A 22,771-nucleotide genomic window follows, 5' to 3' on the forward strand; every position below is an offset into this window, starting at 1 on the left:
CGTTTTGTTTTTTCTACAGCCTCGTTACATGGAGTAAGTCATGGCTTGGTTGCCAATGTATTTGGTAGAAAAAGACTTAAAAAGCTTGTCTGACTTTCTTTGCTCAGAGGAACATATTTCACTTATTAAGTCTGTTGGTAAAGGGCGTTGGCAGGCAATTAATGAATTTGAAATATCTGAATCAGGCCGTTACTGCCTTTTCCATTCTGAAGCGGGGCCTCTTCCTTTTTTGGCTGAAAGCCAAAGTAAGCCGGATGGAAAAATATCAAACCCATTTGAAGGCTGGCAAGAGAAGCGTTCAGGAGCAAATCCAAATCAGCCATACTTTGGCGCCGGGCATCCCGCAATTTTTTGGCTTAATGTCCGTCTTAAAGAAGAGGGTAAGGTAGGTATGTCTTCCTTTGAATGGATTGGAAATCATTACGCGGTAATTGGGAATCCGGCTCCAGAAATTGCAAAGAAGTGGTGGGGACGACTTGGTAGGTGGGTAAGAAAGCAGTCGTTTAAAGTTCCAAGGTCTGGAGCGTTGGATGGAAGCGGCAAAGAAATATGGACATTCAGTAGTGCACTGCTGGAATTCGAGTCAGGAGTTGATCGTGCCAATAACCCGTAAAATCCATGTAACAAAGAGCTCAAGCCGACCTCCACTACGTTGCTCGTTTTGTGCTGTTCCGCTACTCTCACACAAAACAATCAACTCCGTTCCGGCGGCTTAACTGAGCGTTGAGGCTGTAGAATTTCTCAATTTCAGAATGATTGTGAATTATTAAGGTTCCTACGTTTTAACGCTTGAACCCGCGGATCGGGTATGATCTAATAGATATCATCGACCCAGGGTAAAGCCTTATGGCAAACTACAAACCCGATTTATCCTGCCAAAACGCATTCATTCCCGTGAACTTTTCTGAACAAATTCTGCCTGGAACATTTGAATACGCACTTTGCTATATCATCGAAAATAAACTCGATTTGTCAGGGTTTGACGCGTGGTATAACAATGACAAAACAGGCACAGCCGCATATTCGCCAGCAGTCATGTTAAAAATCATCTTACTGGGTTATGCCCATGGCTTGATTAGCAGTCGGCGCATAGCGCGGGCATGCGAAACGAATATTATGTTTATGAGTGTGTCGGGCGATGTGCGGCCGCACTACACATCCATAGCGGGGTTTGTGGCTAAAATGCACGAGCAGATTGAACCGCTGTTTACCCAAGTGCTGATGATTTGTGATGAAGAAGAGCTGATTGGCCGGCACATGTTTGCGATTGATGGCTGAAAACTCAAATCTAATGCCAGTAAAGAATGGAGCGGCAAGTTTGATGAGCTTGAGCGTAAAAAAGCTTACATTGGAGCGTGCGAGTAAACGCATTATAGCGCGCCACCAATCTCAAGATGGGTTAAGTGAAGATGTGATGGCGCATGACGAAAAGCAAAAAGAAAAGTTAGATACAAGCGCCCACAAAATAACAGCGTTCCTAGCCACCCACGAAAAGAAGACTGGCAGTAAAGGTAGGGAAGTAAAAAGCAATATTACCGATCCGGATAGTGCCAAGATGACTACATCAAAAGGCACTATTCAAGGCTACAATGTGGCGCGCACGAAGTGTAGCCATTAATGACGACAAGCACCAGATAATATTGCAAGCACAGACATGGGGTGCAGTTGGCGAGCAACAAACCCTGCAACCGGCGGTTGAACAACTACAGCAGCAACTCGCAAAACTAGATACCGTAAAACCCAATAACACGACGCGAACAAAGCCCACTGCATTTACCGCTGACAGTGGCTTTAACAGTGACGAAAACTTGGCGTTTAATGTCCACCAGCGGCTTTGATTCTTACATTGCTGACAATCAGTTTAGAAAACGAAACCCCCTATCCAAAGACAGCGAAACCTATCATACCGAAAAAGAGAAACGACGCCTGAAGCGTAGCGAGGGTAAACCGAGGAGGTTTACCTCACTGGATTTCCATTACGATAAGGACACCCAAACGTGCTACTGCCCGGCGGGAAACGAAATGTGGCGCAGTGGCACTCATTTAAAGAGCAACCACAAACATTACACGCGTTTCACTGGGTACTTAAGAGATTGCCAAGCCTGTCCGCTGCAAGCGCAGTGTATGCGTAAACCGCCTACCGATAGAGGCCGCCAAGTGCAGTTCATTAACGATGAGTCCCGAAAGAAGCTCAATTACGGTGACAAAATGAAGATAAAAATAGACAGCCCAGTAGGTCGACGACAATATGGGAAACGACTAGGCTGCATAGAGCCAGTATTTGGCAACATCACGACAAACAAGGGCATGAATAGACTCACTTTACGCGGCCAGACTAAAGTGAATGCGCAATGGCAAATGTATTGTCTGGTGCACAACATAGAAAAACTGCGAGAGGCGATGCATTAGCTAGTAGCAGTTGCCAACGGTCACTAACAAGCACCTAAACTCATTAATCTCTCATAGAGCCCATTATTAACAGCACAAACACTTCCATTTTTATATCCACGATAAACTCAAGCAATCGATTGAACAGGTAAATGAACTCGTATATTGTTTAATCAATGATAAAAATAATCGGAAATGGGGTTAATCTACAGTCTCGTTATGTTTCAAGGAGAAGAAATGGAAATATCTAATAATATTCAGACTCGGCAAACCCAAGATTTTAAGAAATCACAAATCCCCGTTTGGGTAAAGTGTATAGGATGGCCATTAATTGTATTTTCTGCATTCGCTACCCTTGCTCTGGCGCTAGCATTGATTAGTAACAATACAAACGAGGCTATTAGCATTGGACTATTTGGCTTTTTTTACAAAGGCTCAGCGCTCCACCCCCTACCAATCGGGTTAATCGCAGTTTTACTCGCAAACACAATAGCGGGATATCGATTGCTCAGCGGCAAACCAAATGCAGTACTTCAGTGCCTATATATTGCTTATTTTACAATGGGCATTACGCTTTTAGGTAAACTAACCTATTACCCGACAAACTACTTCCCTTTTGAGCCTGTCTTAATCGCGTTCTACATTATAACTTTGCACAGACTTAAGAGGTTGTATCAGCGTGAAACATAACAAATTGAAGACGGATATTGTAGAAGAGCACTGCCAAACACGCTTATCCAAAGTGTTAGTTTCCCATCAAATTTATCTTGCTGTTTTGTCTAAATAGGTATAATTTCTATACTTATGAAAGGTTTTGAATATGACGAACAAAAAAGTATATCCAACTTATCAAAGCATGGTATCGATTTTGAGAATGCTCAAAAGCTATGGATGGACGATTATCACATTGAAGTGAAGGTGCAATTTGTTGAGGAACCGAGATATATCGTTGTTGGTCTTATTGATGATAAATTTTGGACCGCAGTGATAACGTATCGTAATGATTTGATACGCATTATTTCCGTACGACGCTCAAGAAAGGCAGAGGTGGCACTTTATGAAAGCTAGTGAATTCGATAAGAAGTTTGACGACAATAAAGACGATATTATAGATGACTTAGATTTATCTACTTTGCGTCGACCCAATCAACAGCTTAAACGTGTAAATGTAGATTTTCCCAGTTGGATGGTTAAATCTCTGGACAGGGAGGCTTCAAGAATTGGTGTTACTCGCCAATCAATCATAAAGGTCTGGTTAGCCGAGAGACTAGAGGCTGGGGAAGCTAACAAAAACATAAAGACGGACTATTTACAAGAGCGGTAAATGGCCGCTTATGCAAAGTGATAATGAACGTCAGCTATCGAGAAAAGTATTTATATTATCAATTTAAAATAACCGTGAATTAACCCCAAGTATTTTTAAAACGAACATCATATTTTCACTCAAACAATTCCAAATACAAGAAAACCGCAACGGCAGCATCATGCCCAAAGCGCCAGTTTAAGGATTGCCGTTCCTATGTCCGCTTAGGCACTCAGCCGACGCTAGGTATTTACAAATAGTTGTCTAGGGATACGGCTGATTCTAATTTGATATATGCGAATATAGTTTGTTTGATTAGAAGCTATTTTTGCTACTTTATATCGACCATAAATCTCACGGTATGCAACAATCTTACCTTCGGCGTGTATGACCAATAAAACTAATAAATTTAAAACTTTTCTTGTGTGAAGCATCTGGTACAATCAGTTAAATTTTCGTTAACAGATTGCAGAGTGAGCATGATTTATAAGTCTCAAAGTCCTGCCGGATTCGCCGAAGAGTATATCGTTGAGTCTATTTGGAGTGGTCGTTTTCCCCCTGGTACTATATTGCCAGCCGAACGTGAACTTTCTGAATTAATAGGCGTTACGCGCACCACCTTGCGTGAAGTGCTGCAGCGTTTGGCTCGCGATGGTTGGTTAACCATTCAGCATGGCAAACCGACCAAAGTAAACAACTACTGGGAAACCTGCGGTCTCAATATCCTCGAAACCCTCGCTCGCTTAGACCAAGAAGGGCAACCAGCACTTCTCGACAACTTGCTATCAGCACGTACTAACCTAAGTGCAGTATTCATTAGAGCTGCTTTTAAACAAAGTCCTGAGCAAAGTAGAGAAATCATTGAGCGTTATAAAACGGTGTCTCAAGAAGGCGTTGCCTTTGCGCAGAACGACTATCAAATGCATCACGATTTAGCCTTTGCCTCAAATAATCCCGTTTATGTACTGATGATGAACGGATTTAAAAACATTTACGCACGCTTAGGTGGTTTGTTCTTTTCAGAGCAGGCAGCGCGTGATGTAGCCATTAAGTATTATCAGCAGTTATTGCACGTGTTAGATGAAAACGAGTCGGATAAGGTGGTCACCGTGGTACGTCGCTACGGTGTTGAAAGTGGTAAGTTGTGGAGTGAATACCGCAAAGATATGCCCAATAATCTTGTCGATTAGTATATAGGATGGCGGCCTAAATGGCTGTCATCTCTTGTTTTAGCCGCCAATAGCAAAGCAAATTAAGCTAAAACACACGCAATGTAGTATTAACATCCAACGGTACGTTATCCTCAAAGCAGAAAAGGTCCATTCATGAATGTAGCAGTAAGTTCGCCATATCCTCATATTTTCCGTCCGCTAGACTTAGGTTTTACCACACTAAATAATCGCATTATCATGGGTTCTATGCATACCGGTTTAGAAGAAGAGCCAAATGGGCATGAACGTATGGCGGCCTTTTTTGCCGAGCGTGCAAGGGGTGGTGTGGCATTAATCGTGACCGGCGGCATAGGCCCCAACGATGAAGGCGCAACCCATGCGGTTACCTGCAGACTAAATTCAGACGAAGCGGTTAAAAATCATAAGCAAGTTACCGATGCGGTGCATGCCGAAGGCAGCAAAATATGCATGCAAATCTTGCACACTGGCCGTTATGCTTATAACAAAAACTTAGTCGCGCCTTCACCTATTCAGGCGCCTATCAATCCGTTTGTGCCCAAAGAACTCACCACCGAAGAAATTGAAAAGCAGATAGATGACTTCGTATATACCTCTTTGCAAGCGCAAAGAGCCGGTTACGACGGTGTTGAAATTATGGGCTCAGAGGGGTATTTTTTAAACCAGTTTATTGCTCAACGTACTAATCAGCGTAAAGATGAATGGGGCGGTGAATACGCGAATCGTATTAAACTTCCGGTAGAGGTAGTGCGCCGGGTTCGTGAAGCTGTAGGTGAGAAGTTCATTATCATATACAGACTGTCGATGCTCGACCTCGTGGAAGGCGGCAGCACATACGAAGAAGTTGTAGAACTTGGCTTAAACGTCGAAAAAGCCGGGGCAACGATCATCAATACCGGTATTGGCTGGCACGAAGCGCGTATACCAACGATTGCTACCAAAGTACCTAGAGCCGCATTTACATGGGTAACCGCAAAGTTTAGAAAAGCGCTGAATATTCCAGTGATCACCTCTAACCGGATTAATACCCCAGAAGTGGCGGAAGAAGTTCTTGCGAGAGGCGATGCTGACATGGTATCAATGGCGCGCCCATTTTTAGCAGATGCTGATTTTGTAAAAAAGGCACAAAACAACCAAGCCAGTCACATCAATACCTGCATAGGCTGCAACCAAGCCTGTTTGGATCATGCTTTTGAAGGCAAAATGACAAGCTGTTTGGTCAATCCCCGTGCGTGCCATGAAACGCTATTAACCATTTCGCCGGCCACTACGATTAAGAATATTGCGGTGGTTGGCGGCGGGCCTGCTGGTTTAGCGGCAGCATACACTGCAGCTTCTCGTGGTCATAAAGTGACTTTATTTGACGCCGACAGCGAGCTGGGTGGACAGTTTAATATAGCCAAGCAAATTCCGGGTAAAGAAGAGTTCTACGAAACAATCCGCTACTTCAAAGTGCAGCTCGAATTGCATGGGGTAGATGTTCGTTTAAATACGCGCGTCGATGCAACAAGCTTGAACGAAATGGGTTTTGACGAAGTCATTATTGCCACCGGTATTTCACCGCGTCTGCCGGCAATTGAAGGTATTGAGCATCCGATGGTGCTTAATTATATCGATGTGATCAAACATAAAAAGCCAGTGGGCAAACGTGTTGCAATCATAGGTGCTGGCGGTATTGGTTTTGATGTTTCTGAATTCTTGTCGCATGGCAAAGTATCTACCTCAACCAATATCCCTGCTTTTATGAAAGAATGGGGTATTGATATGGAGTTCAAAGCACGCGGCGGCGTTGAGGGCATGCGAGCTGATCCTGAACCATCCCCCAGAGAGATATTCTTGCTGCAGCGCAAAACTACTAAAGTCGGCTCCGGTTTGGGTAAAACTACCGGTTGGGCACATCGTGCAGGCTTGATGATGAAAGGCGTTAACATGATTGCTGGCGTGGAGTACGAAAAAATTGACGATGCCGGGCTGCATATTAGAGTCAACGGTGAGCCGCAGTTGCTTGCCGTCGACAATGTGATTATTTGTGCTGGTCAAGTGCCGTTAAAGGAGATAGCTGAGGGTCTTAAGCCTGCTCATTATTTAATTGGTGGTGCAGATGTGGCTGCCGAGTTAGATGCAAAACGCGCGATAGAGCAGGGCACTAAGCTCGCTGCAAGTTTATAGAGGCAAAGGTCGCTTACTGTCATGAAATTTATGTTGCTTAAAGGTACTTACGTGTAGCACATAAGAAGCGGTGATTATATTACCAAACAAAAATGCCCAGTTGTTTAGCTGGGCATTTTTTTAACATTGTATGTCATTTATCGCTTGTACATTCGCATTCGACCAATCGATTGGTCGTAGGCTACGTTAAACTGCTTGATCACATTCATGCCCAGCAAGCCATCAAAATTGCGCATGTTTTCGGTGGGCAGAACCATGATACTCACATTATTTAACTTCTCTTGGCCAACGGTAATTTCAGACACTTTGTAAATTGGGCTCGAAACCATACCGCCTGCTGTTTGAACGTTAAATGTGCCTAAGTATGCGGTGTCATCATTTGCAATAAGGTCAAACACTTGCCTGCTTACTGCCGTAGTGGATGCGCCTGTATCGACTAACAGTTCGGCATCAATGTTGGTTAACATTACTTGCGTATAATACTGGCCGTTGCGCTCGGTTAATCGCACCTCACCGTTTCTGAATCGATTGAATCCATCATTATTAGATTGGTTGCTGGCAAGGGTAGGAGGCTCTGGCTCAGCATCTTGAGCGTAGATACTCTCACGCAGACGTTGTGCTCTGGCATCGTTAGCGGGCAACGCGGCTAATACATTTTCCATCAGTACGGTTTGCGCCTGCATGCCATAGGCTTTGGCAAGTGCCATGATATAGCGACGATTGAGAGGGTCAACCTGTACTAGTGGCTCTAAAAACGAGGCCAATAAATCCCAGCTGCCATCGCCACTAAACTGCTGAATAATGCGTGTGGTATTAACGTCGATTAATTGGTTTATTTCTTCTAGCTGAGCTGGCAAAATAAAGGCATCGCGTAAGCCATAATAATTAACCAAGGCGGTGTTTAAAGGTTGCGTATAATAATAGGCCTCAGCTTCAAGCAGCAGTGCATCTATATCTTGCGGATTATCTCTGAGATAAGTGCGTACATGAAAACTTAAAGCCTCAAAAGCCTTAGCTTTTTTTAAGCTGCGCAAAAAAGCCAAAGTAACACCCTCTGGCGGGGCGTCGGTGACACGCCCGTTGTCTACATTGCTTGCACGCTCGGAAACGACGTTTTCAGATTGCTTATCAGCAAAGCTAAGTGGTGTTGACGTGCTAAGGTTTTGCGATGGTTGCGATGTGGCATCGTTTTGAGGCGTATCTTGTTGTTCGTGCGTGTGCGTGAGTTGCCACCACAAATAGGCATTAATACTGAGTGATAATATTAACAGCCAGCTTAATGCAGATTTCATACTATGACTCTAGGCAATGGGTGGCGTATACGTCGATAAAAGCTTGCGGCATTGCTTTAACCGCGCCGGTTGATAGCTTTATGCATACAAAGTCAGTGGTGGCAGAGAATACCGTTTTACCAGAGCTAGTAGAAATAAATTGAAATTGTCGCTGCAGTCGCAGGCGTTTATCGCATTTGGTGATCCACGTTGCGCATGCAATCGTTTCATCTTCTAAAGATGGCACATGATAGCGCAGATCATGATGTTGAATTACCATGGCCCTATCGAGGGCTTCATAGTCCTCAAAGCACAGGCCTAAGTGGTTGGAATGAGCCCAAGCAAGGGTTTCTAACTGTTTTACATAAGCAGTGTTGTTGGCATGTTTATAATGGTCGATATCGTCTTGATGAATATGCCATAGCACAATAAATGGGTTGGCATACTTCCAATCTAACTCGTTCCAATGGTTTTGCTCGTTACCGCATAGTGTGTTTTCTAACATAGTTGCCAAGTTCTCATAGTATTGACCTCTTTTTTAGCATTCTTTTCAGTTATACTACTGGCCTGTAAAATAGCGCGTTGAAAGTCGTATATTAAAAGTTGATGCCCAAACAAAAGTGATACTTTATTTATACGGGGTTTTGCGAACTATCAATGCCTACGGCCAAGCGAATCGCTTAACGTGAATAAGTCTGTATATGCAATATAACCAAAACTCTGTAGATACCCCAAGTGTTTTTTATCAACACCTTGATGCTAAAGTGTCGGAGTTTTGTGCAAGCGACTTAATTAGCTTGTTTAATGCTTGCTTTGCAGAGCCAAGCGATATTGCGAAAAATGCAAAAACCTATCTAATTGCGCATGCCAGTGAACCCATTTACTTGCCTTACAGTGCTCAAGCCTCAGCATACTTCGTTGACGCTAACGGCGTTAGCACACAAGACACCTATAACGCTTCGAACAAGTTACAGTGGCTTGCTCCGCAAGCATTATCATCTTTACCGAGGGGTAATAAAATCTTTTTTAACCGAGATTATTTTGCCAGCGCGCTTCACGAAGTAGCACACTGGTGCATAGCTGGAGCAACACGCAGACTGCAAGTCGATTATGGGTATTGGTATGCACCTGATGGCAGAGATCAGCAGCAACAGCTAGCCTTTGAAAGTGTTGAGGTTAAACCCCAAGCCATTGAATGGGCATTTTCACTGGCCTGCAATAAGCCCTTTAGGATAAGCAACGATAATTTAAGTCTGACTAACGTCGATAGCACTCGCTTTGAAAATGCAGTAAAACAGCAGCTACTATTGTATATCGAGCAAGGTTTTCCGCCTCGCGCTCAGCAGTTTATCGCGGTTCTGAGGGAGCACTATGGTGTGGCTGAATTTTCAAGCCGCAGCATACTAGTTACACAGGTGAGCGAATGACCGAGCCAGCTCATCAGTATTCTCCTCAGCGAAAATTTCGCCTTGGTTTAATTGTTAACCCTTTTGCAGGCATTGGCGGGGCTTTAGCTTTAAAAGGCAGCGATGGAGCCGCCATTCGAGAAACCGCATTAAACGCCGGCGCTGAGCAACTGGCGATGGCAAAAACACATAAAGCCTTAAGTGAAATTTTAAGTGTAAAAGCGTCAGTAACAGTCTTCACAGCAGGCGGCGATATGGGTGAGAATACTGCCAAGGCATTAGGTTTCGATACTCAAGTGATATATCAGGCCTCGCAATCGCAAACGGAGCACAGCGATACCGAAGCCCTCGCTAAAGCATTGACGAATGAGCAAGTGGATTTGATTTTGTTTGCAGGCGGAGACGGCACCGCTCGGAATATATTTTCGGCTATTGGCTCAGCAATCCCTGTATTGGGTATTCCCGCTGGATGCAAAATTCACTCTGGTGTATATGCTATTACGCCCGGTGGCGCAGGCAAGGTTTTGCGTCAGGTTATTGCTGGTGAACTTGTGAGTTTACTAGAAGCAGAAGTCAAAGACATCGACGAAGAAAAATTTAGAAATGGTCAGGTTATTGCGCGTTATTTTGGTGAAATGCAGGTGCCTGCAGAGCTAAATTATATTCAAGCAGTCAAAATGGGTGGAAAAGAGTCAGACGAGTTGGTGTTAAACGATATTGCTGCACACATTATCGAACTAATGGAAGACGAGCCTGAACATTTATTCATAATGGGCTCAGGCAGCACGGTCGACTCCATTATGCAGGCATGCGGCTTAGACAATACCTTGTTAGGCGTCGATGTTGTGCAAAACAATCAAGTGTTAGCAGCAGATGTCACGGCTCAGCAGCTGCTAAGCTTAAGCAAAGATAAGCCCACGCAGCTTGTTATCACATTGATTGGTGGGCAAGGGCATATTTTTGGCCGTGGCAATCAGCAGTTGAGCCCAGAACTGATTAGACGCATTGGTAAACAGAATATCCACATTGTCGCTACCAAAAATAAACTGAATGCTCTTGCACAAAAAGGCCTGATTGCAGACACTGGCGATGCAGAGCTTGACCAAAGTTTATCAGGGCCCATTTCTGTTATTACCGGTTATAAAGATAAGGTACTCTATTTTGTAAGAGGAGAGGATGGTTAATTTCAGCGAAGAACAAGAGCAGTATTTAGAACAAAAAGAAGCATTTTTAGATAAGTTCATTGACCTTGATGATGAATACCAATTGTTTATTTCGAGCTATATTCACGGACATTTTTCAGTGGTCGCGGCCAAGCTATCTACGGCTATTTCAGCGGGTGAAATCACCCCACTTACTGACACTGAATCGTTCAAACAATATTTTGAAGGCCTGTTGAATAAAGATATTGAAAAGGCGATAGCGAATCAAGAGTTGAGCGCTGTTGATGCGGCATCGGTAACTAGCATGCTAATAGCAATGTTTAGTAGTGAGTAGCTGTTTGAATATTACTGCGTGGGCTATGTTGTAAAGGATTACTGCACGTTAGATGCTGGCAATTTTGCCAGCATCTATAAACAGACAGAAATTTATTTGAATCTACGAGCAAAAACAGCCATTGCCCCGAACATCATCAATATTGCAATAGATGGCGTAGAAACGGTTTGTGTTTCTAAAAAGACGTTATCAATCACCTGTAAGTTGTTTGCGCCTCCTGTACGACCACCAAAATAAAACTGGCCGTCTAATGCCTGCCAACCGGTAACTGCAAGTTGATTAAAGACATTTAAGGTTGTTGAGCCAGTTGTTACTGATAAATCAAGTAGACCGCCAACAAATGATAGGTCTACTGTATAGCTTGAACCTTGATCGAATTGGAACATGCTGTCGGTTATGCTTAACCGTTGTATTAATACACCATTGTTTCTTAGACTTATTTCATTCGCTGAGGTGTCAAAGGCGCCATTGTTCCAAGTATCAAATCCTAGAGCAAAACCGGTTGTAGAACCTTCTTCTTCAATATTGCCTACATAACTCAGGCCAACAGCAGAATCGAACAAACCAAATGATATCCCGTCAGCGCCGCCGCCATTGGCATTTGTGAGGCTGAAATCAAAGCTACCTGAGAAACCTGTGATCGGGATGCCGCCGTCGGTTGCATCAAAAATGATTGAACCGTTTTGAAAACCAGAGGCTGTGGTAAGTCTGCCAACGCCACCAACTATCGCTGCGCTACCGACGGTTGTTACGCCAGTTGCATCTGAAAAATCATTTGAAATTACACCAGACGTTGCCGATGCACTTGCTATGACTAGGAGGCTCGCTAGAGCGTTTTTGATTATATATCTTGCTTTCATGTTGTTTCCCAAGTTTTGTGTGTGTCGTTAGATGACGAGTATCTTCCTAAATAAATGATTGCAATAAGTGCGCCATTTAAAATTATTAATTTAATCAATTGCTTACATATTTATTTATTTGTATGTGTAAAGTTTGCTGACACTCTATCGGTGCAAATATGCCACTCTTTATTTAGGAATGCTTAATTTGGCTCAGGTCCAGTGGACGTATTCCACTTTCAAATTTCATGTTCATAAATCGAATGCAGGCGATAGATTTGTTTTTAGTGGCGGTAATACAAGCGTTTAAAGTGTTTAAAAACAAGCGGCAACTGTTGACCGCAAACGAAGATGTCGCTCTCCTCATTGAGGAGCCAATTAGCCTGAAGTGCTGCTACTTTTCATCCCTCAGCGATGTATTTCGGCAGGAGGAAATCCCTTGCTAGCTTGGCTTTGCGTATTGTTTGTCTAATTATTTGTCAATTTGCTAAAACATGGAATCAATTTTGCAGAGCTAGCTCCATAGATCACAAATGTAACCAAAGGCGGCAATGCCGATGCAACATAAAACACATAGTGCAGCGTCATTTTCACAGTGCTTGTTTGGTATGCTCGTGCTTATTAGTCTGAGTGGATGTAGCAATATTTCGGCACTTACTGATAAGCACGAGAAGACACCTTCGCAGAAACTCATGCCAATGGCATTGGGAAATGCAGAGCTGTATACCTCGCAATTAGCCAATGAACTCTTTGCCAACCTAGGTGCTGACCGTCAGTATCGATATGCAGTAGTGGGTTTTGTGCCAGTAGCCAGTATGCGTCAAGATTTAAGTCAGCAAGGGCCGTTGATGTTACTAGGGCATCAGCTTGAGCAAGGCTTGATCACGGAAATTGTTCGCCGTGGCTTTATTGCCCAAGACTATAAGGCAACTAACACCATTATCATGGCGCAAGACTCTGAGCGCGCGCTGTCAAGAAGTGTAGAACATTTGCGCTCAGTTCAAGCCATCGACTATTACATTACGGGCACCATCACCGAGCAAGAAACCGGCGCGATGGTTAACGCTCGTATTATTAATGTACGCAACAAAGATGTAATAGCCGCGGCAACAAAGTTCTTTCCTGCTGAATTATTTTGGCAACAAGAACAAGTGACCTTACGAAACGGCATGCTTTATCGCAGCAGTAAACCCGCTCAACACAATTCTAACTCTGGAGACTAGTCCATGAAATTACTAAGTTTGATTTTTGGATGCTATTTATTAGCTGGGTGTGCAAGCATTCCCGGCATGCACTACATTACCGGCGGCGAAGCACCCGATGAGCAAGACGAGCAGGGGGCTTCACAAATTGTGGATGTGCAGACTCAAAGCCTCACTACACCAAAAGAGTATGAGTCAGAAAAAGGTGGACTTGATGCCTTTGGTGCAATGGAAAAACCAAATATGATTGGCAGCACGCCAGGCGCATTTAAAAGTTTGCCATTGACTCGTCATATTGGTCACTACGTTCGCAACATGGCACAAGATTTAGTCGCAAATATGGAGTATGTAACCGAGCGTACCCCAGTAGCGGTGACCCATTTTTCATTGATTGATAGCGATCTTCGTGAAACGAATTTGCTCGGCCAGCAAATGGCTGAATCCTTTGTACATGAATTTCATAAATTCAGAATGCCGGTAGTTGAATTTAAAGCGACACAGTTTATAAGAGTCACCGAAACCGGCGACTATGTGCTGTCTAGAGACTTTCTAGACTTAAATAACAGCACGCCTATCCAGTATGTATTGACAGGTACTATGACCAAACATCAGGGCGGTTTTATTGTAAATGCGCGCATGTTGGGTATGGAATCTAAGGTTGTGGTTGCCAGTGCACAAAGCTTCGTGCCTTTTTACGTGGTGGATGCACTTATTCCCAGTGAGTCGAGTCGTCAAAATGAAGTCATCGACGGTGTTCGCATCATTCAAGGAGAATAATATGCCGATGTTTAGAGTGTTGCTTGTTGCCTTCGCAGCGATTGCGCTGACAGGCTGTGCGGCAGGTAAAATGTTGATGGCCGGATATACGCCACCGCAGACAATTGCTGATTTGCTAAACGAACAAAATAGGGCCGCAGGTGTTTTGCCACCAGAGTTGGCTATGAACGGACAGCAAGACAATAAAATTGGTATTGATGATTATAAAGACGAAACACCGGAATACCTTGACGTCACTACCGGTAGCGCAGAAAGTTATGCACAGTCTGGATATCATCAAGTTGAATCTTTTCGGCCAAGATTTACCTACAAGTCTATTCAGGACTATGCCGCGCAGCTATCTATGGATCTAATCCGCACCCGGCATGGCTTGAGTCCAAATGCGCGAGTGGGTATTAGCTCCTTTGTAAAGTTAGATGCATCCTTGCAAAACACGACGATATTGGGCAATCAACTTGCTGAATTTTTAATATCTGAAATGCAGCAGCAGGGCATGCCGGTGGTCGATCATAAGTTAATGCCCGCTTTACAGGTCACGTCTAATGGCGATATAGCGTTTTCTAGAGATGTACTGGAGCTATCTAATCAAAATATTATGGACCATGTGCTATCTGGCACCATGATTGAAAAGGCCAATGGAATATTCGTGAATGCACGAATTATATCGGTAAATACTAATAGAGTAGTAGCTAGTGCAACGGTCCTTATTCCCGACTTTGTTGTGCAGTCAACGACGATGGGCTATGTGTTAAGGTAGATGTTTGCCATAGTGTTTTATTATTTGCGTCGTTCTATGATGTGCTCGCTTTATATTTCATAGTTATCCAGAGTTCAGGTTAGTTAGCATTACTAACGGAAACTGCGCGCTCAAATAAGCTACTTTTGGAAACTTTTGACGCGCACATCAAATCAAAGCTTAATTGTCGGTCACGATAAATTTTTACGATGTTTATGGGCATCAAATACCTTCAATGTCATTCATATGCTCCCCTAGTTAAGACAACTGAGTTATTTTATTAATTGTCTATTGATACATTATCATGTGTAAAGCTAGCAGCCGAATCGTTTGTTTTGTTAGACGTTTTCAAATACTAATTCTATGTATGCCTTCAAGGCTATTGATGAGTGTCAATTGAGGCAAACTAACATTAAATATTGAAGCGTTGCCGAAATAATTGTTTGTGATTTAATAAAACATATCGACCCTCAGAATCCTCAGTTTAAAAAAGTTACTTAATCGATTAACAAATTTATTTACAAAAGGTTTCACATTTGTTAACGTTTACTTAATCGATTAAGTAAGTCGATATTCATAAACTGCCCGATAAGAGTTAAACTTTTGGTATGTGCGGGTTCACACACAGGATGAAACATTCAATATGAAAAACACATTTATAAGAAAGAGTCTTTCGCTTGCCATTTTGGCCGCACTTAGCAACAACGTCTTAGCACAAGAAACAGCAGATGAATCTGAGAATGTTCAGGATTACGAACGAATTGTCGTGACTGCATCCCCTGCTGGTGTAGCGGCACAAGAAGCTTCAGTTTCGGTAAGCGCATTGGGCCAAGACGCGATTGAGAACCTTACACCTCGATCAACGGCAGAGATTTTCCGGGCGCTTCCTGGCATTCGCGCTGAGTCGTCAGGCGGAGGCGGTAATGCGAATATTACTGTGCGGGGCATTCCGCTTGCGACGGGTGGTTCAAAATTCATGCAAATCCATGAAGATGGTTTACCCGTGCTGGAATATGGTGATATTAACTTTGGAAACACTGACAACTTTATACGGTTTGATTGGTCCGTTGAAGCAGTAGAGTCTGTGCGAGGCGGCTCTGCATCAACTTTTGCTAGTAATTCACCGGGTGGTGTTATTAACATGATTAGTAACACTGGCGAATCTGGGGGTGGGGCAATTGGTACTTCGTTCGGTTTAGACTTTGAAGAATTTCGATTAGACTTTGCATACGGTGGAGAGTTTAATGACGATTTGTATTTTCATATTGGTGGATTTGCCCGCGGTGGAGAAGGTGCTCGTGATACTGGGTTTAATGGAGATCAAGGCGGCCAAGTAAAATTTAATGTAACTCAAGTTTTAGATAATGGCCATATTCGCTTTTACTTTAAAAACTTGGACGACAGGGTCACAACCTATCTACCAGCACCCGTGCTTGTTAAGTCAAATGGTGAATATGGCGCAGTAGATAATTTTGATGCAAGCAGCCAAACGCTTCATTCTGCGTACACAACCAACGTGTCTACGTTTGATTCATTCGGTAATCCACGAAATCGTGATCTGACAGATGGCATCGAATCGCAAGTAACTTCTTTTGGATTTGAAGCAGACTTAGAAGTGGCTCCAGGGGTTACCGTCCTCAATAAATTTAGAATATCTGATGTGTCGGGTAGCTTTATTTCTCCCTTTACTGATACTTTTGGCGATTATGGGCCGCAGTCTGCAGGCAGTATGGCAAACACTATTTGTAACTCAGCCAGAGATGGTGAAGGCAATCCGTTCAATTGTGCATCAACTTCAGTTACCTTAGCAAACGGTCCTGGGGCAGGAAGTGAATATAACGGTTTAGCGTTTTTAAATCTGTTGTTTGATACATCTTTGAATGATTTAGGCAATATGATAAACGATCTAAATGTTACCAAAGAATTCGACAACGGCGTGTCTGTAACGGCAGGTTACTATTATTCAAAACAAGATGTTGCGGCAAGTTGGAACAGTTGGAATACATTTATCCAAACTGTAGATGGCACAAATTCACAATACTTGAATATTGTGGATGCTGATGGACAATCGCTTGTAAATAATGGTTTGTGGGCGCCAAGCTTTTTATCTTGGGAATGGGATTTAAACTACACGACTCAAGCACCCTATATCAATATTGGCTTTGAGGTAGGAGATGATTGGCTATTCGATGTGAGTGCACGTCACGACACCGTTACGGGAAATGGTGAGCTTATCAACTCTTGTTGTGGCGGGAACACCGACTTTGATCTGAACGGCGATGGCGTAATTTCGGGTAACAGTGAAGATGCTTCGGCTTCAAATGGTTTTGGCTTTGGTGGCGGCGTTATCAATCTAAATCGCGCCGGAGCGGCAAGCCAAATTATCGACTATGAAGCGAGTAACACTTCGTTTTCACTGGGTGGCTCATATTTATATTCTGATGATATGACTTTCTTTGGCCGCTACAGTGAAGGTGGCCGAGCAATTGCCGATCGCCTTTTACAAATTGCGGGTACCCTAAACGGCGACGGCAGTTTGACTAGCACTACCTCGGGGTTTGACGAAACCGAACAGCTAGAAGTAGGTGTCAAATATGGTACTAGTGACTTTAGACTAAACGGAACGTTCTTTAGTACCGTTACCCAAGATACTCAAGCCGAGCTTACCAGTGGTTTAACTTTTGTCCGCGAATATGAAGCGATGGGTTTAGAAGTTGAAGGTCGTTACAATTTAGGTAATGGTTTCTCAATGTCTGGTAATCTTACATGGACTGATGCTGAGATAAGTGATGACCAATTCAACCCCGCTCTAATAGGTAAAACCCCTCGCCGTCAAGCTGATTTCATCTACACTTTAATGCCTCAATATGAAGCTGACAAGTTTACGATAGGTGCCGCGTTGCAAGGTTCCACTGACTATTATGTGCAAGACTCAAATGAGCTGAAGCAAGACGCGTATATGCTAGTTAACTTATTTGCTACATATTACGTATCAGAGCAGTTTTCAATTTCTTTGAACGTGAATAACGCGACGGATGAATTCGTTATTACCGAATCAGAAGAAGCTAATGCAAGTGTTGGAGATATTATAAGAGCGAGACCATTGAACGGTCGGACTAGCTCAATACAGTTAAAGTATCTTTTTGACTAGAAGCGTCTGGCAGAGGTGAAAGCCTCTGCCATAAAATCAAGAATAAGGAACATCTATGTCATCCCTTGAAAAGTCGCAAAAAAATTTAATGTTGATCAGATGGCTAACTTACTTAATGTTCATGATGTTCGCGATGACATCTGATTCTGTTGGTGAAATCATTAAAGAAGTGAAAATTGAGTATGGTGTCAACAATACACAAGCAAGTCTTTTGCACTCTCTATTTATGGTTGGTATTGCTTTTTCAGGTTTGTTTCTTGGTTTTCTAGCTGACAGATTTGGACGTAAACCAACCTTGATTTTAGGCCTAGGTTTATTTGCAGCCTCTTGTTACTTATTTTTACTGGGTGGTGGCTTCAATTTTATTTTAGGACTTATCACCCTATCGGGTCTGGCGGTTGGCATATTTAAAACGGCAGCACTCGCGTTGATTGGTGACATTTCTTGCTCGACAAAAGAACACACTGGCACTATGAATGGAGCTGAGGCATTCTTTGGAGTTGGCGCAATTATTGGTCCTTTGCTGGTGGCTTATTTGATTCGACAAGGCGTTGATTGGATTTGGTTGTATGTTATTGCCGGTGGTTTGTGCACTGTGCTAATCGTTATGGCATTAATGGTTAACTATCCGAAGACAATCAAAAAGGCAGATGCAAAGCCAGTGAACCTAAGTCAGAGTTTAAAGTTGCTAAAAGACCCTTATGCAATGGGCTTCTCCATAGGCGCTTTTTTATACGTTGCAGCAGAAAGCGCCATTTATGTCTGGATGCCAACTTACTTAGTCTGCGATGCGAACTCTGTAGAAGAGGTTTTTTCTTGTTACTCAAATGAAACAAATCAATTACTAGCGATGTATGCCGTTTCTGTCTTCTTCTCGTTGCGTGCAATAGGCCGTTTTATCGGCATTTGGATGATGCAGCGTTTCGAATGGACCAAGGTATTAGTTTGGTTCAGTTTCGCCATTATGGTGTGTTTTATTGGTGGGCTTGTTGGCGGTAAGTCTATAGCCGTTTATCTGTTTCCATTAAGCGGTATCTTCATGTCGGTAATTTACCCTACATTTAATTCTAAGGGGATTAGTTGTTTTCCGAAAAGTCAGCATGGCTCTGTTGCGGGGGTAATATTGTTTTTTACAGCTGCAGGCGCAGCAGCCGGTCCGTTGATCATGGGAATTGTGACCGATGCTAACGGTGGGGATGCTAAATATGGATTCTTTGTTGCGACCGTCTTTTCTGTGCTTTTATTTATGGGATTGGTTTATAACGCCATGAAAAAGCCCACAGAGCAGCGGCTCAAAGAAATTGAGCGGACAGAGTATACAAATTTAAATGTAAACGGGTAGAGTTGTGAAAAAGTACTTTGCAGTGCTTGAGGCCGGCGGGACAAAATTCAATTGTGCTGTGATGGATCAAGATAAAAATGTAGTAGCGCAACGCAGAATTCCAACAAGTTATCCGGATGAAACGATGGCGCAAGTGCTTAACTTTTTTAAAGAAGAAATACCTGCGAAGCAAAAATACGCAGGCTTGGGTATTGCGAGTTTTGGGCCAATTGATATGGACCGGACATCGCCTACATTTGGATATATTACTAAAACACCCAAACCATTTTGGTCCAATACATCAATTGCTGTGCCACTTGCTAAACAATTAGATTGCCCAGTTGCTTTTGACACTGATGTGAATGGCGCGGCGTTAGCTGAATCATTGTGGGGAGCGGGTAAAGGTCATGATGTAGTTATTTATGTGACAGTAGGCACCGGTATTGGTGGTGGGGTGATTATCAATGAGAGACCCTTACATGGGCTGATTCATCCAGAAATTGGTCATATGATTTTGCCCGGCTATCCGTCAATCAAGGGAACCTGCCCATTTCATGAAAATTGTGCTGAGGGCTTAGCGTCGGGAGCTGCAATGAGTAAAATCTGGCAAAAATCGGCTGAAACACTGGATGAAAATCATCAGGCTTGGGAAGTTGAGGCCACAATCCTTTCACAACTTTGCCACAATCTACTGCTTAGTTTCTCTCCCAAGAAAATTATCTTTGGCGGTGGGGTTATGGCAAATCATAGTTTGTTAGAAAATGTGATAGTCAAAGCCGAACAGAGTATTAATCAATATCTGACCTTTCCCAATAACTTGTCTTTGAAAGATGTTATTTCACCGACAGGTTTAGGACAAAATAGCGGTTTACTTGGTGCTTTTGCACTCGCCCAGACTCAAGCTATTAATATATAAAATCAACATAAAAATTTATTGGAGAAACGTGATGCCAGCTCACAATGGCGTACAACTTATTACTTATGTAGATCGTTTTGGCGGTCAGACTCTTCAGGATTTAGAAAACCTGCTCTCAACAGACTTAAAAGGGCTGTTTAAGGGCATACACCTATTACCATTTTATTATCCGATAGACGGTAAAGACGCCGGATTTGATCCTATCGATCATACTGCGGTGGACAATCGTTTAGGAAAATGGGAATCAGTAGCGTCACTTGGTCGAGACTTTAACCTCATGGCTGATATGATTGTCAATCACATGTCAGCGAAGAGCCAAGCCTTCCAAGATGTTTTGGAAAAAGGTCATCAGTCAGAGTATTGGTCACTTTTTCTGCATCGTGAGTCAGTTTTCGGCGATTCTGGCGACTTAGATATGAAGAAAGTATTTCGCCCTCGCCCAACGCCGTTCTTTACAGAATATAATCTAAAAAATGGAGAAACGATTCCGTTTTGGACCACATTTACTTCCAATCAAATTGATATCAACGTGGAGTCAAAAAAAGGTAAGGAATACCTAGACTCCATTTTAACAGTGTTTGCAAAAAACAATATTAACGTGATTAGGCTAGATGCTGCAGGTTATGCTATTAAACGCGCCGGAAGCAATTGTTTTATGTTAGAGGAGACTTTTACTTTTATTGAGGCATTGAGTGAACGTGCGAGTGAATTAGGTATGGAGTGTTTGGTCGAAATTCATAGCCACTATGAAACTCAAATTGAAATTGCTAAACGGTGTAATGCTGTTTATGACTTTGCCCTGCCGCCTTTGATTCTTCATACGCTTTTTACAAAGGACGCAACAGCCCTTTCAAATTGGCTTAAGATTTCGCCCCGCAATTGCTTTACCGTTTTAGATACCCATGACGGTATAGGTATAGTCGATGTAGGCCCATCTAATGACAAGGCGGGTTTACTTACCGAAGGTGAGATAAATAACTTGGTTAGCACAATACACCAAAACTCATCCGGCGAGTCACTTCAAGCTACGGGTGCATCTGCAAGTAATGTTGATTTGTATCAGGTGAACTGTACCTTTTACGATGCATTGAAAAAAGATGATGGCGCCTATCTTTTAGCAAGAGCTATACAGTTTTTTTGTCCAGGCATTCCGCAGGTTTACTACGCGGGGTTTTTAGCCTGTGAAAACGACATGTCGTTGCTTGCAAAAACAAATGTTGGTAGAGACATCAATAGGCCGTATATAACTGAATCTGAATTGAAATCGAACTTGAATAAACCAGTTGTCAAAGCGCTCATAGAACTTATCAAGATCCGAAACAATTCGACAGCGTTTAATGGTGATTTTACTTTTAAACAAAACAAGGGCACATTTCAGTTATGTTGGACCAGCCCAGAAGAGCAAGCAATTTTGACAGTACATTTGAATAGTTTGGACGCAAGCATAGAGCTCATAGAAAATAATCATCGCAAAGAATACGATTTGGTATCACTGATTAAATAAAATTATGATAATGTCTCAAAGAAGCACTACTGGCTAGATTTCTGAGAGTTTTATTATTAATGAGCGGTAATAAGTTAGCGATTAAAGAAGTGGCGCAACGTCTCGATGTGTCTACAGCGACAATTTCGAATGCGTTTAATAGACCTGATCAGCTTTCAGAAAAAAAACGCAAAGCGATTTTGGCTGCATGCGAAGATATGGGATATTTTGGACCGAACAAAGCGGCTCGTTCACTTAGACAAGGTAAGTCTAATATTATTGCATTAATATTACCTGACGAATTAGATTATATGGTAAGCGACCCTGTAGCGACGCAGTTTATGGAGGGGGTCGCCAAGACCTTCAAAGCGTCTGGTAAACACCTTCTTCTATTTTCAGGTAACAATGAAAGCGTCAGCGACGTAATTGACTTTGTTGATGGCTTTATTTGTTATGGTTCTCCCAGAAACCCTCGCTTGCTGAGCCAATTACCAAATATTAAAAAGCCTATTGTTACGATAGATTTTGATATTGAAAAGACGCCATCCGTAAACATTGATAACGAGGAAGCCGCTTACCAATCAGCCCTAATGGCTCTGAAAAAAGATGTCAACAATCCAGTCATTTTGGGATTACGTTTGTTAGATGAGCCCTATGCTTGTGCTGTTGCAAATAAGTCACTCATAAATACAGAGCATTCTATATCTCATCGCAGGTTAGATGGTTATAAAAGAGCCCTTGCTGAGAATGGAATCAAAATTTCAGATGATAAAATTTGGCATATTCCTGAAAGTACGCACGAATTTGCAATCGTTGCTGCGCGCGAGGCGCTTGCTTCAACACCAAGGCCAACGATACTGCTTTGCATGAGTGATATTATTGCTCTTTCTGCTATGCAGGAGGCATTGCGAATAGGATTAAGAATTCCTGAAGATATTCATGTGGTGGGTTTTGACGGTATAGAGCAGGGTCAGCGCTATCATCCAACGTTGGCTACTGTGCAGCAGTTTAGTGTCGACAAAGGCAAGAAAGCCGCCGAGATTTTTTTAAATAAAAGTAAAGCCAGTGAAGTCTTAGGATTTAAAATTATACCCGGTGAAAGTGCACCAAATTAATAGAGCC

At 42.8% G+C, this 22,771-nt stretch carries 24 protein-coding genes; 21 read left to right on the forward strand and 3 right to left on the reverse strand.

Annotated features, from left to right (window positions below; translation table 11 throughout):
* The first annotated feature begins 40 nt into the window (after positions 1–40).
* The 10 genes from AB9H30_RS16525 to AB9H30_RS16570 all read left to right on the forward strand — a co-directional run bounded on the left by AB9H30_RS16525 (position 41) and on the right by AB9H30_RS16570 (position 7,050).
* A complete protein-coding gene (locus AB9H30_RS16525) occupies positions 41–613 on the forward strand; it encodes a hypothetical protein (protein ID WP_371195829.1) in 573 nt (190 codons plus the stop codon).
* Between the two features lie 233 nt (positions 614–846).
* The gene (locus tag AB9H30_RS16530; protein ID WP_371195830.1) at positions 847–1,278 is read left to right on the forward strand and encodes a transposase; all 432 of its coding nucleotides are present in this window, start codon (positions 847–849) and stop codon (positions 1,276–1,278) included.
* Between the two features lie 43 nt (positions 1,279–1,321).
* The gene (locus AB9H30_RS16535) at positions 1,322–1,618 is read left to right on the forward strand and encodes a hypothetical protein (protein WP_371195831.1); all 297 of its coding nucleotides are present in this window, start codon (positions 1,322–1,324) and stop codon (positions 1,616–1,618) included.
* Positions 1,590–1,838, forward strand: coding sequence for a hypothetical protein (locus tag AB9H30_RS16540; RefSeq protein ID WP_371195832.1), 249 nt, complete (start codon positions 1,590–1,592; stop codon positions 1,836–1,838). The genes AB9H30_RS16535 and AB9H30_RS16540 overlap by 29 nt, the downstream gene beginning before the upstream one ends.
* Positions 1,819–2,409 (forward strand): transposase, encoded by a 591-nt coding sequence (locus AB9H30_RS16545; protein ID WP_371195833.1) that lies wholly within the window; start codon positions 1,819–1,821, stop codon positions 2,407–2,409. Before AB9H30_RS16540 ends, AB9H30_RS16545 begins: the two co-directional genes overlap by 20 nt.
* 216 nt (positions 2,410–2,625) lie before the next feature.
* Complete coding sequence (locus AB9H30_RS16550; RefSeq protein ID WP_371195834.1) at positions 2,626–3,078, forward strand: hypothetical protein; 453 nt, start codon at positions 2,626–2,628, stop codon at positions 3,076–3,078.
* Between the two features lie 114 nt (positions 3,079–3,192).
* On the forward strand, positions 3,193–3,456 hold the full coding sequence (locus AB9H30_RS16555; RefSeq protein ID WP_371195835.1) for a BrnT family toxin: 264 nt from the start codon (positions 3,193–3,195) through the stop codon (positions 3,454–3,456).
* Positions 3,446–3,712, forward strand: coding sequence for a type II toxin-antitoxin system BrnA family antitoxin (gene brnA / locus AB9H30_RS16560; protein WP_371195836.1), 267 nt, complete (start codon positions 3,446–3,448; stop codon positions 3,710–3,712). The genes AB9H30_RS16555 and brnA overlap by 11 nt, the downstream gene beginning before the upstream one ends.
* Positions 3,713–4,170: 458 nt before the next feature.
* Positions 4,171–4,881: a fatty acid metabolism transcriptional regulator FadR gene (gene fadR / locus AB9H30_RS16565; RefSeq protein WP_371195837.1), complete on the forward strand. Its 711-nt coding sequence runs from the start codon at positions 4,171–4,173 to the stop codon at positions 4,879–4,881.
* A gap of 135 nt (positions 4,882–5,016) precedes the next feature.
* Complete coding sequence (locus AB9H30_RS16570) at positions 5,017–7,050, forward strand: FAD-dependent oxidoreductase (protein ID WP_371195838.1); 2,034 nt, start codon at positions 5,017–5,019, stop codon at positions 7,048–7,050.
* Between the two features lie 137 nt (positions 7,051–7,187).
* Here the strand turns inward: AB9H30_RS16570 and AB9H30_RS16575 are convergent, their stop codons facing one another.
* A complete protein-coding gene (locus AB9H30_RS16575; protein WP_371195839.1) occupies positions 7,188–8,342 on the reverse strand; it encodes a TIGR02281 family clan AA aspartic protease in 1,155 nt (384 codons plus the stop codon).
* A 1-nt stretch (position 8,343) separates the two neighbouring features.
* Positions 8,344–8,826, reverse strand: a complete 483-nt coding sequence (locus AB9H30_RS16580) for an acyl-CoA thioesterase (protein ID WP_371195840.1) — start codon at positions 8,824–8,826, stop codon at positions 8,344–8,346.
* Between the two features lie 196 nt (positions 8,827–9,022).
* On the opposite strand from AB9H30_RS16580, the gene AB9H30_RS16585 reads away from it, so the two are divergent.
* The 3 genes from AB9H30_RS16585 to AB9H30_RS16595 are packed head-to-tail and all read left to right on the forward strand — an operon-like array spanning position 9,023 to position 11,224.
* Positions 9,023–9,748 (forward strand): elongation factor P hydroxylase, encoded by a 726-nt coding sequence (locus AB9H30_RS16585; RefSeq protein ID WP_371195841.1) that lies wholly within the window; start codon positions 9,023–9,025, stop codon positions 9,746–9,748.
* The gene (locus AB9H30_RS16590) at positions 9,745–10,911 is read left to right on the forward strand and encodes an ATP-NAD kinase family protein (RefSeq protein WP_371195842.1); all 1,167 of its coding nucleotides are present in this window, start codon (positions 9,745–9,747) and stop codon (positions 10,909–10,911) included. Before AB9H30_RS16585 ends, AB9H30_RS16590 begins: the two co-directional genes overlap by 4 nt.
* Positions 10,904–11,224: a YfcL family protein gene (locus tag AB9H30_RS16595; RefSeq protein ID WP_371195843.1), complete on the forward strand. Its 321-nt coding sequence runs from the start codon at positions 10,904–10,906 to the stop codon at positions 11,222–11,224. The genes AB9H30_RS16590 and AB9H30_RS16595 overlap by 8 nt, the downstream gene beginning before the upstream one ends.
* 92 nt (positions 11,225–11,316) lie before the next feature.
* On the opposite strand, the gene AB9H30_RS16600 is transcribed toward AB9H30_RS16595, so the two are convergent.
* The gene (locus tag AB9H30_RS16600) at positions 11,317–12,084 is read right to left on the reverse strand and encodes a hypothetical protein (RefSeq protein WP_371195844.1); all 768 of its coding nucleotides are present in this window, start codon (positions 12,082–12,084) and stop codon (positions 11,317–11,319) included.
* A 536-nt stretch (positions 12,085–12,620) separates the two neighbouring features.
* Here AB9H30_RS16600 and AB9H30_RS16605 point away from each other — a divergent pair.
* The 8 genes from AB9H30_RS16605 to AB9H30_RS16640 all read left to right on the forward strand — a co-directional run bounded on the left by AB9H30_RS16605 (position 12,621) and on the right by AB9H30_RS16640 (position 22,764).
* The gene (locus AB9H30_RS16605; protein WP_371195845.1) at positions 12,621–13,286 is read left to right on the forward strand and encodes a FlgO family outer membrane protein; all 666 of its coding nucleotides are present in this window, start codon (positions 12,621–12,623) and stop codon (positions 13,284–13,286) included.
* Positions 13,287–13,289: 3 nt separating this feature from the next.
* On the forward strand, positions 13,290–14,042 hold the full coding sequence (locus AB9H30_RS16610) for a FlgO family outer membrane protein (RefSeq protein WP_371195846.1): 753 nt from the start codon (positions 13,290–13,292) through the stop codon (positions 14,040–14,042).
* A 1-nt stretch (position 14,043) separates the two neighbouring features.
* Positions 14,044–14,799 (forward strand): FlgO family outer membrane protein, encoded by a 756-nt coding sequence (locus tag AB9H30_RS16615; protein ID WP_371195847.1) that lies wholly within the window; start codon positions 14,044–14,046, stop codon positions 14,797–14,799.
* Positions 14,800–15,421: 622 nt separating this feature from the next.
* Positions 15,422–17,929 carry a TonB-dependent receptor gene (locus AB9H30_RS16620; RefSeq protein ID WP_371195848.1) on the forward strand — a complete coding sequence of 836 codons (2,508 nt, stop codon included), beginning with the start codon at positions 15,422–15,424 and terminating at the stop codon, positions 17,927–17,929.
* A 115-nt stretch (positions 17,930–18,044) separates the two neighbouring features.
* Positions 18,045–19,271, forward strand: coding sequence for a sugar MFS transporter (locus tag AB9H30_RS16625; RefSeq protein ID WP_371195897.1), 1,227 nt, complete (start codon positions 18,045–18,047; stop codon positions 19,269–19,271).
* 4 nt (positions 19,272–19,275) lie between these two features.
* The gene (locus tag AB9H30_RS16630; protein ID WP_371195849.1) at positions 19,276–20,166 is read left to right on the forward strand and encodes an ROK family protein; all 891 of its coding nucleotides are present in this window, start codon (positions 19,276–19,278) and stop codon (positions 20,164–20,166) included.
* A gap of 31 nt (positions 20,167–20,197) precedes the next feature.
* Positions 20,198–21,670, forward strand: a complete 1,473-nt coding sequence (gene gtfA, locus AB9H30_RS16635) for a sucrose phosphorylase (RefSeq protein ID WP_371195850.1) — start codon at positions 20,198–20,200, stop codon at positions 21,668–21,670.
* A gap of 59 nt (positions 21,671–21,729) precedes the next feature.
* Positions 21,730–22,764: a LacI family DNA-binding transcriptional regulator gene (locus tag AB9H30_RS16640; protein ID WP_371195851.1), complete on the forward strand. Its 1,035-nt coding sequence runs from the start codon at positions 21,730–21,732 to the stop codon at positions 22,762–22,764.
* Positions 22,765–22,771: the final 7 nt, after the last annotated feature.

This window comes from Glaciecola sp. SC05, assembly GCF_041380235.1.
Classification (GTDB): Bacteria; Pseudomonadota; Gammaproteobacteria; order Enterobacterales; family Alteromonadaceae; genus Glaciecola.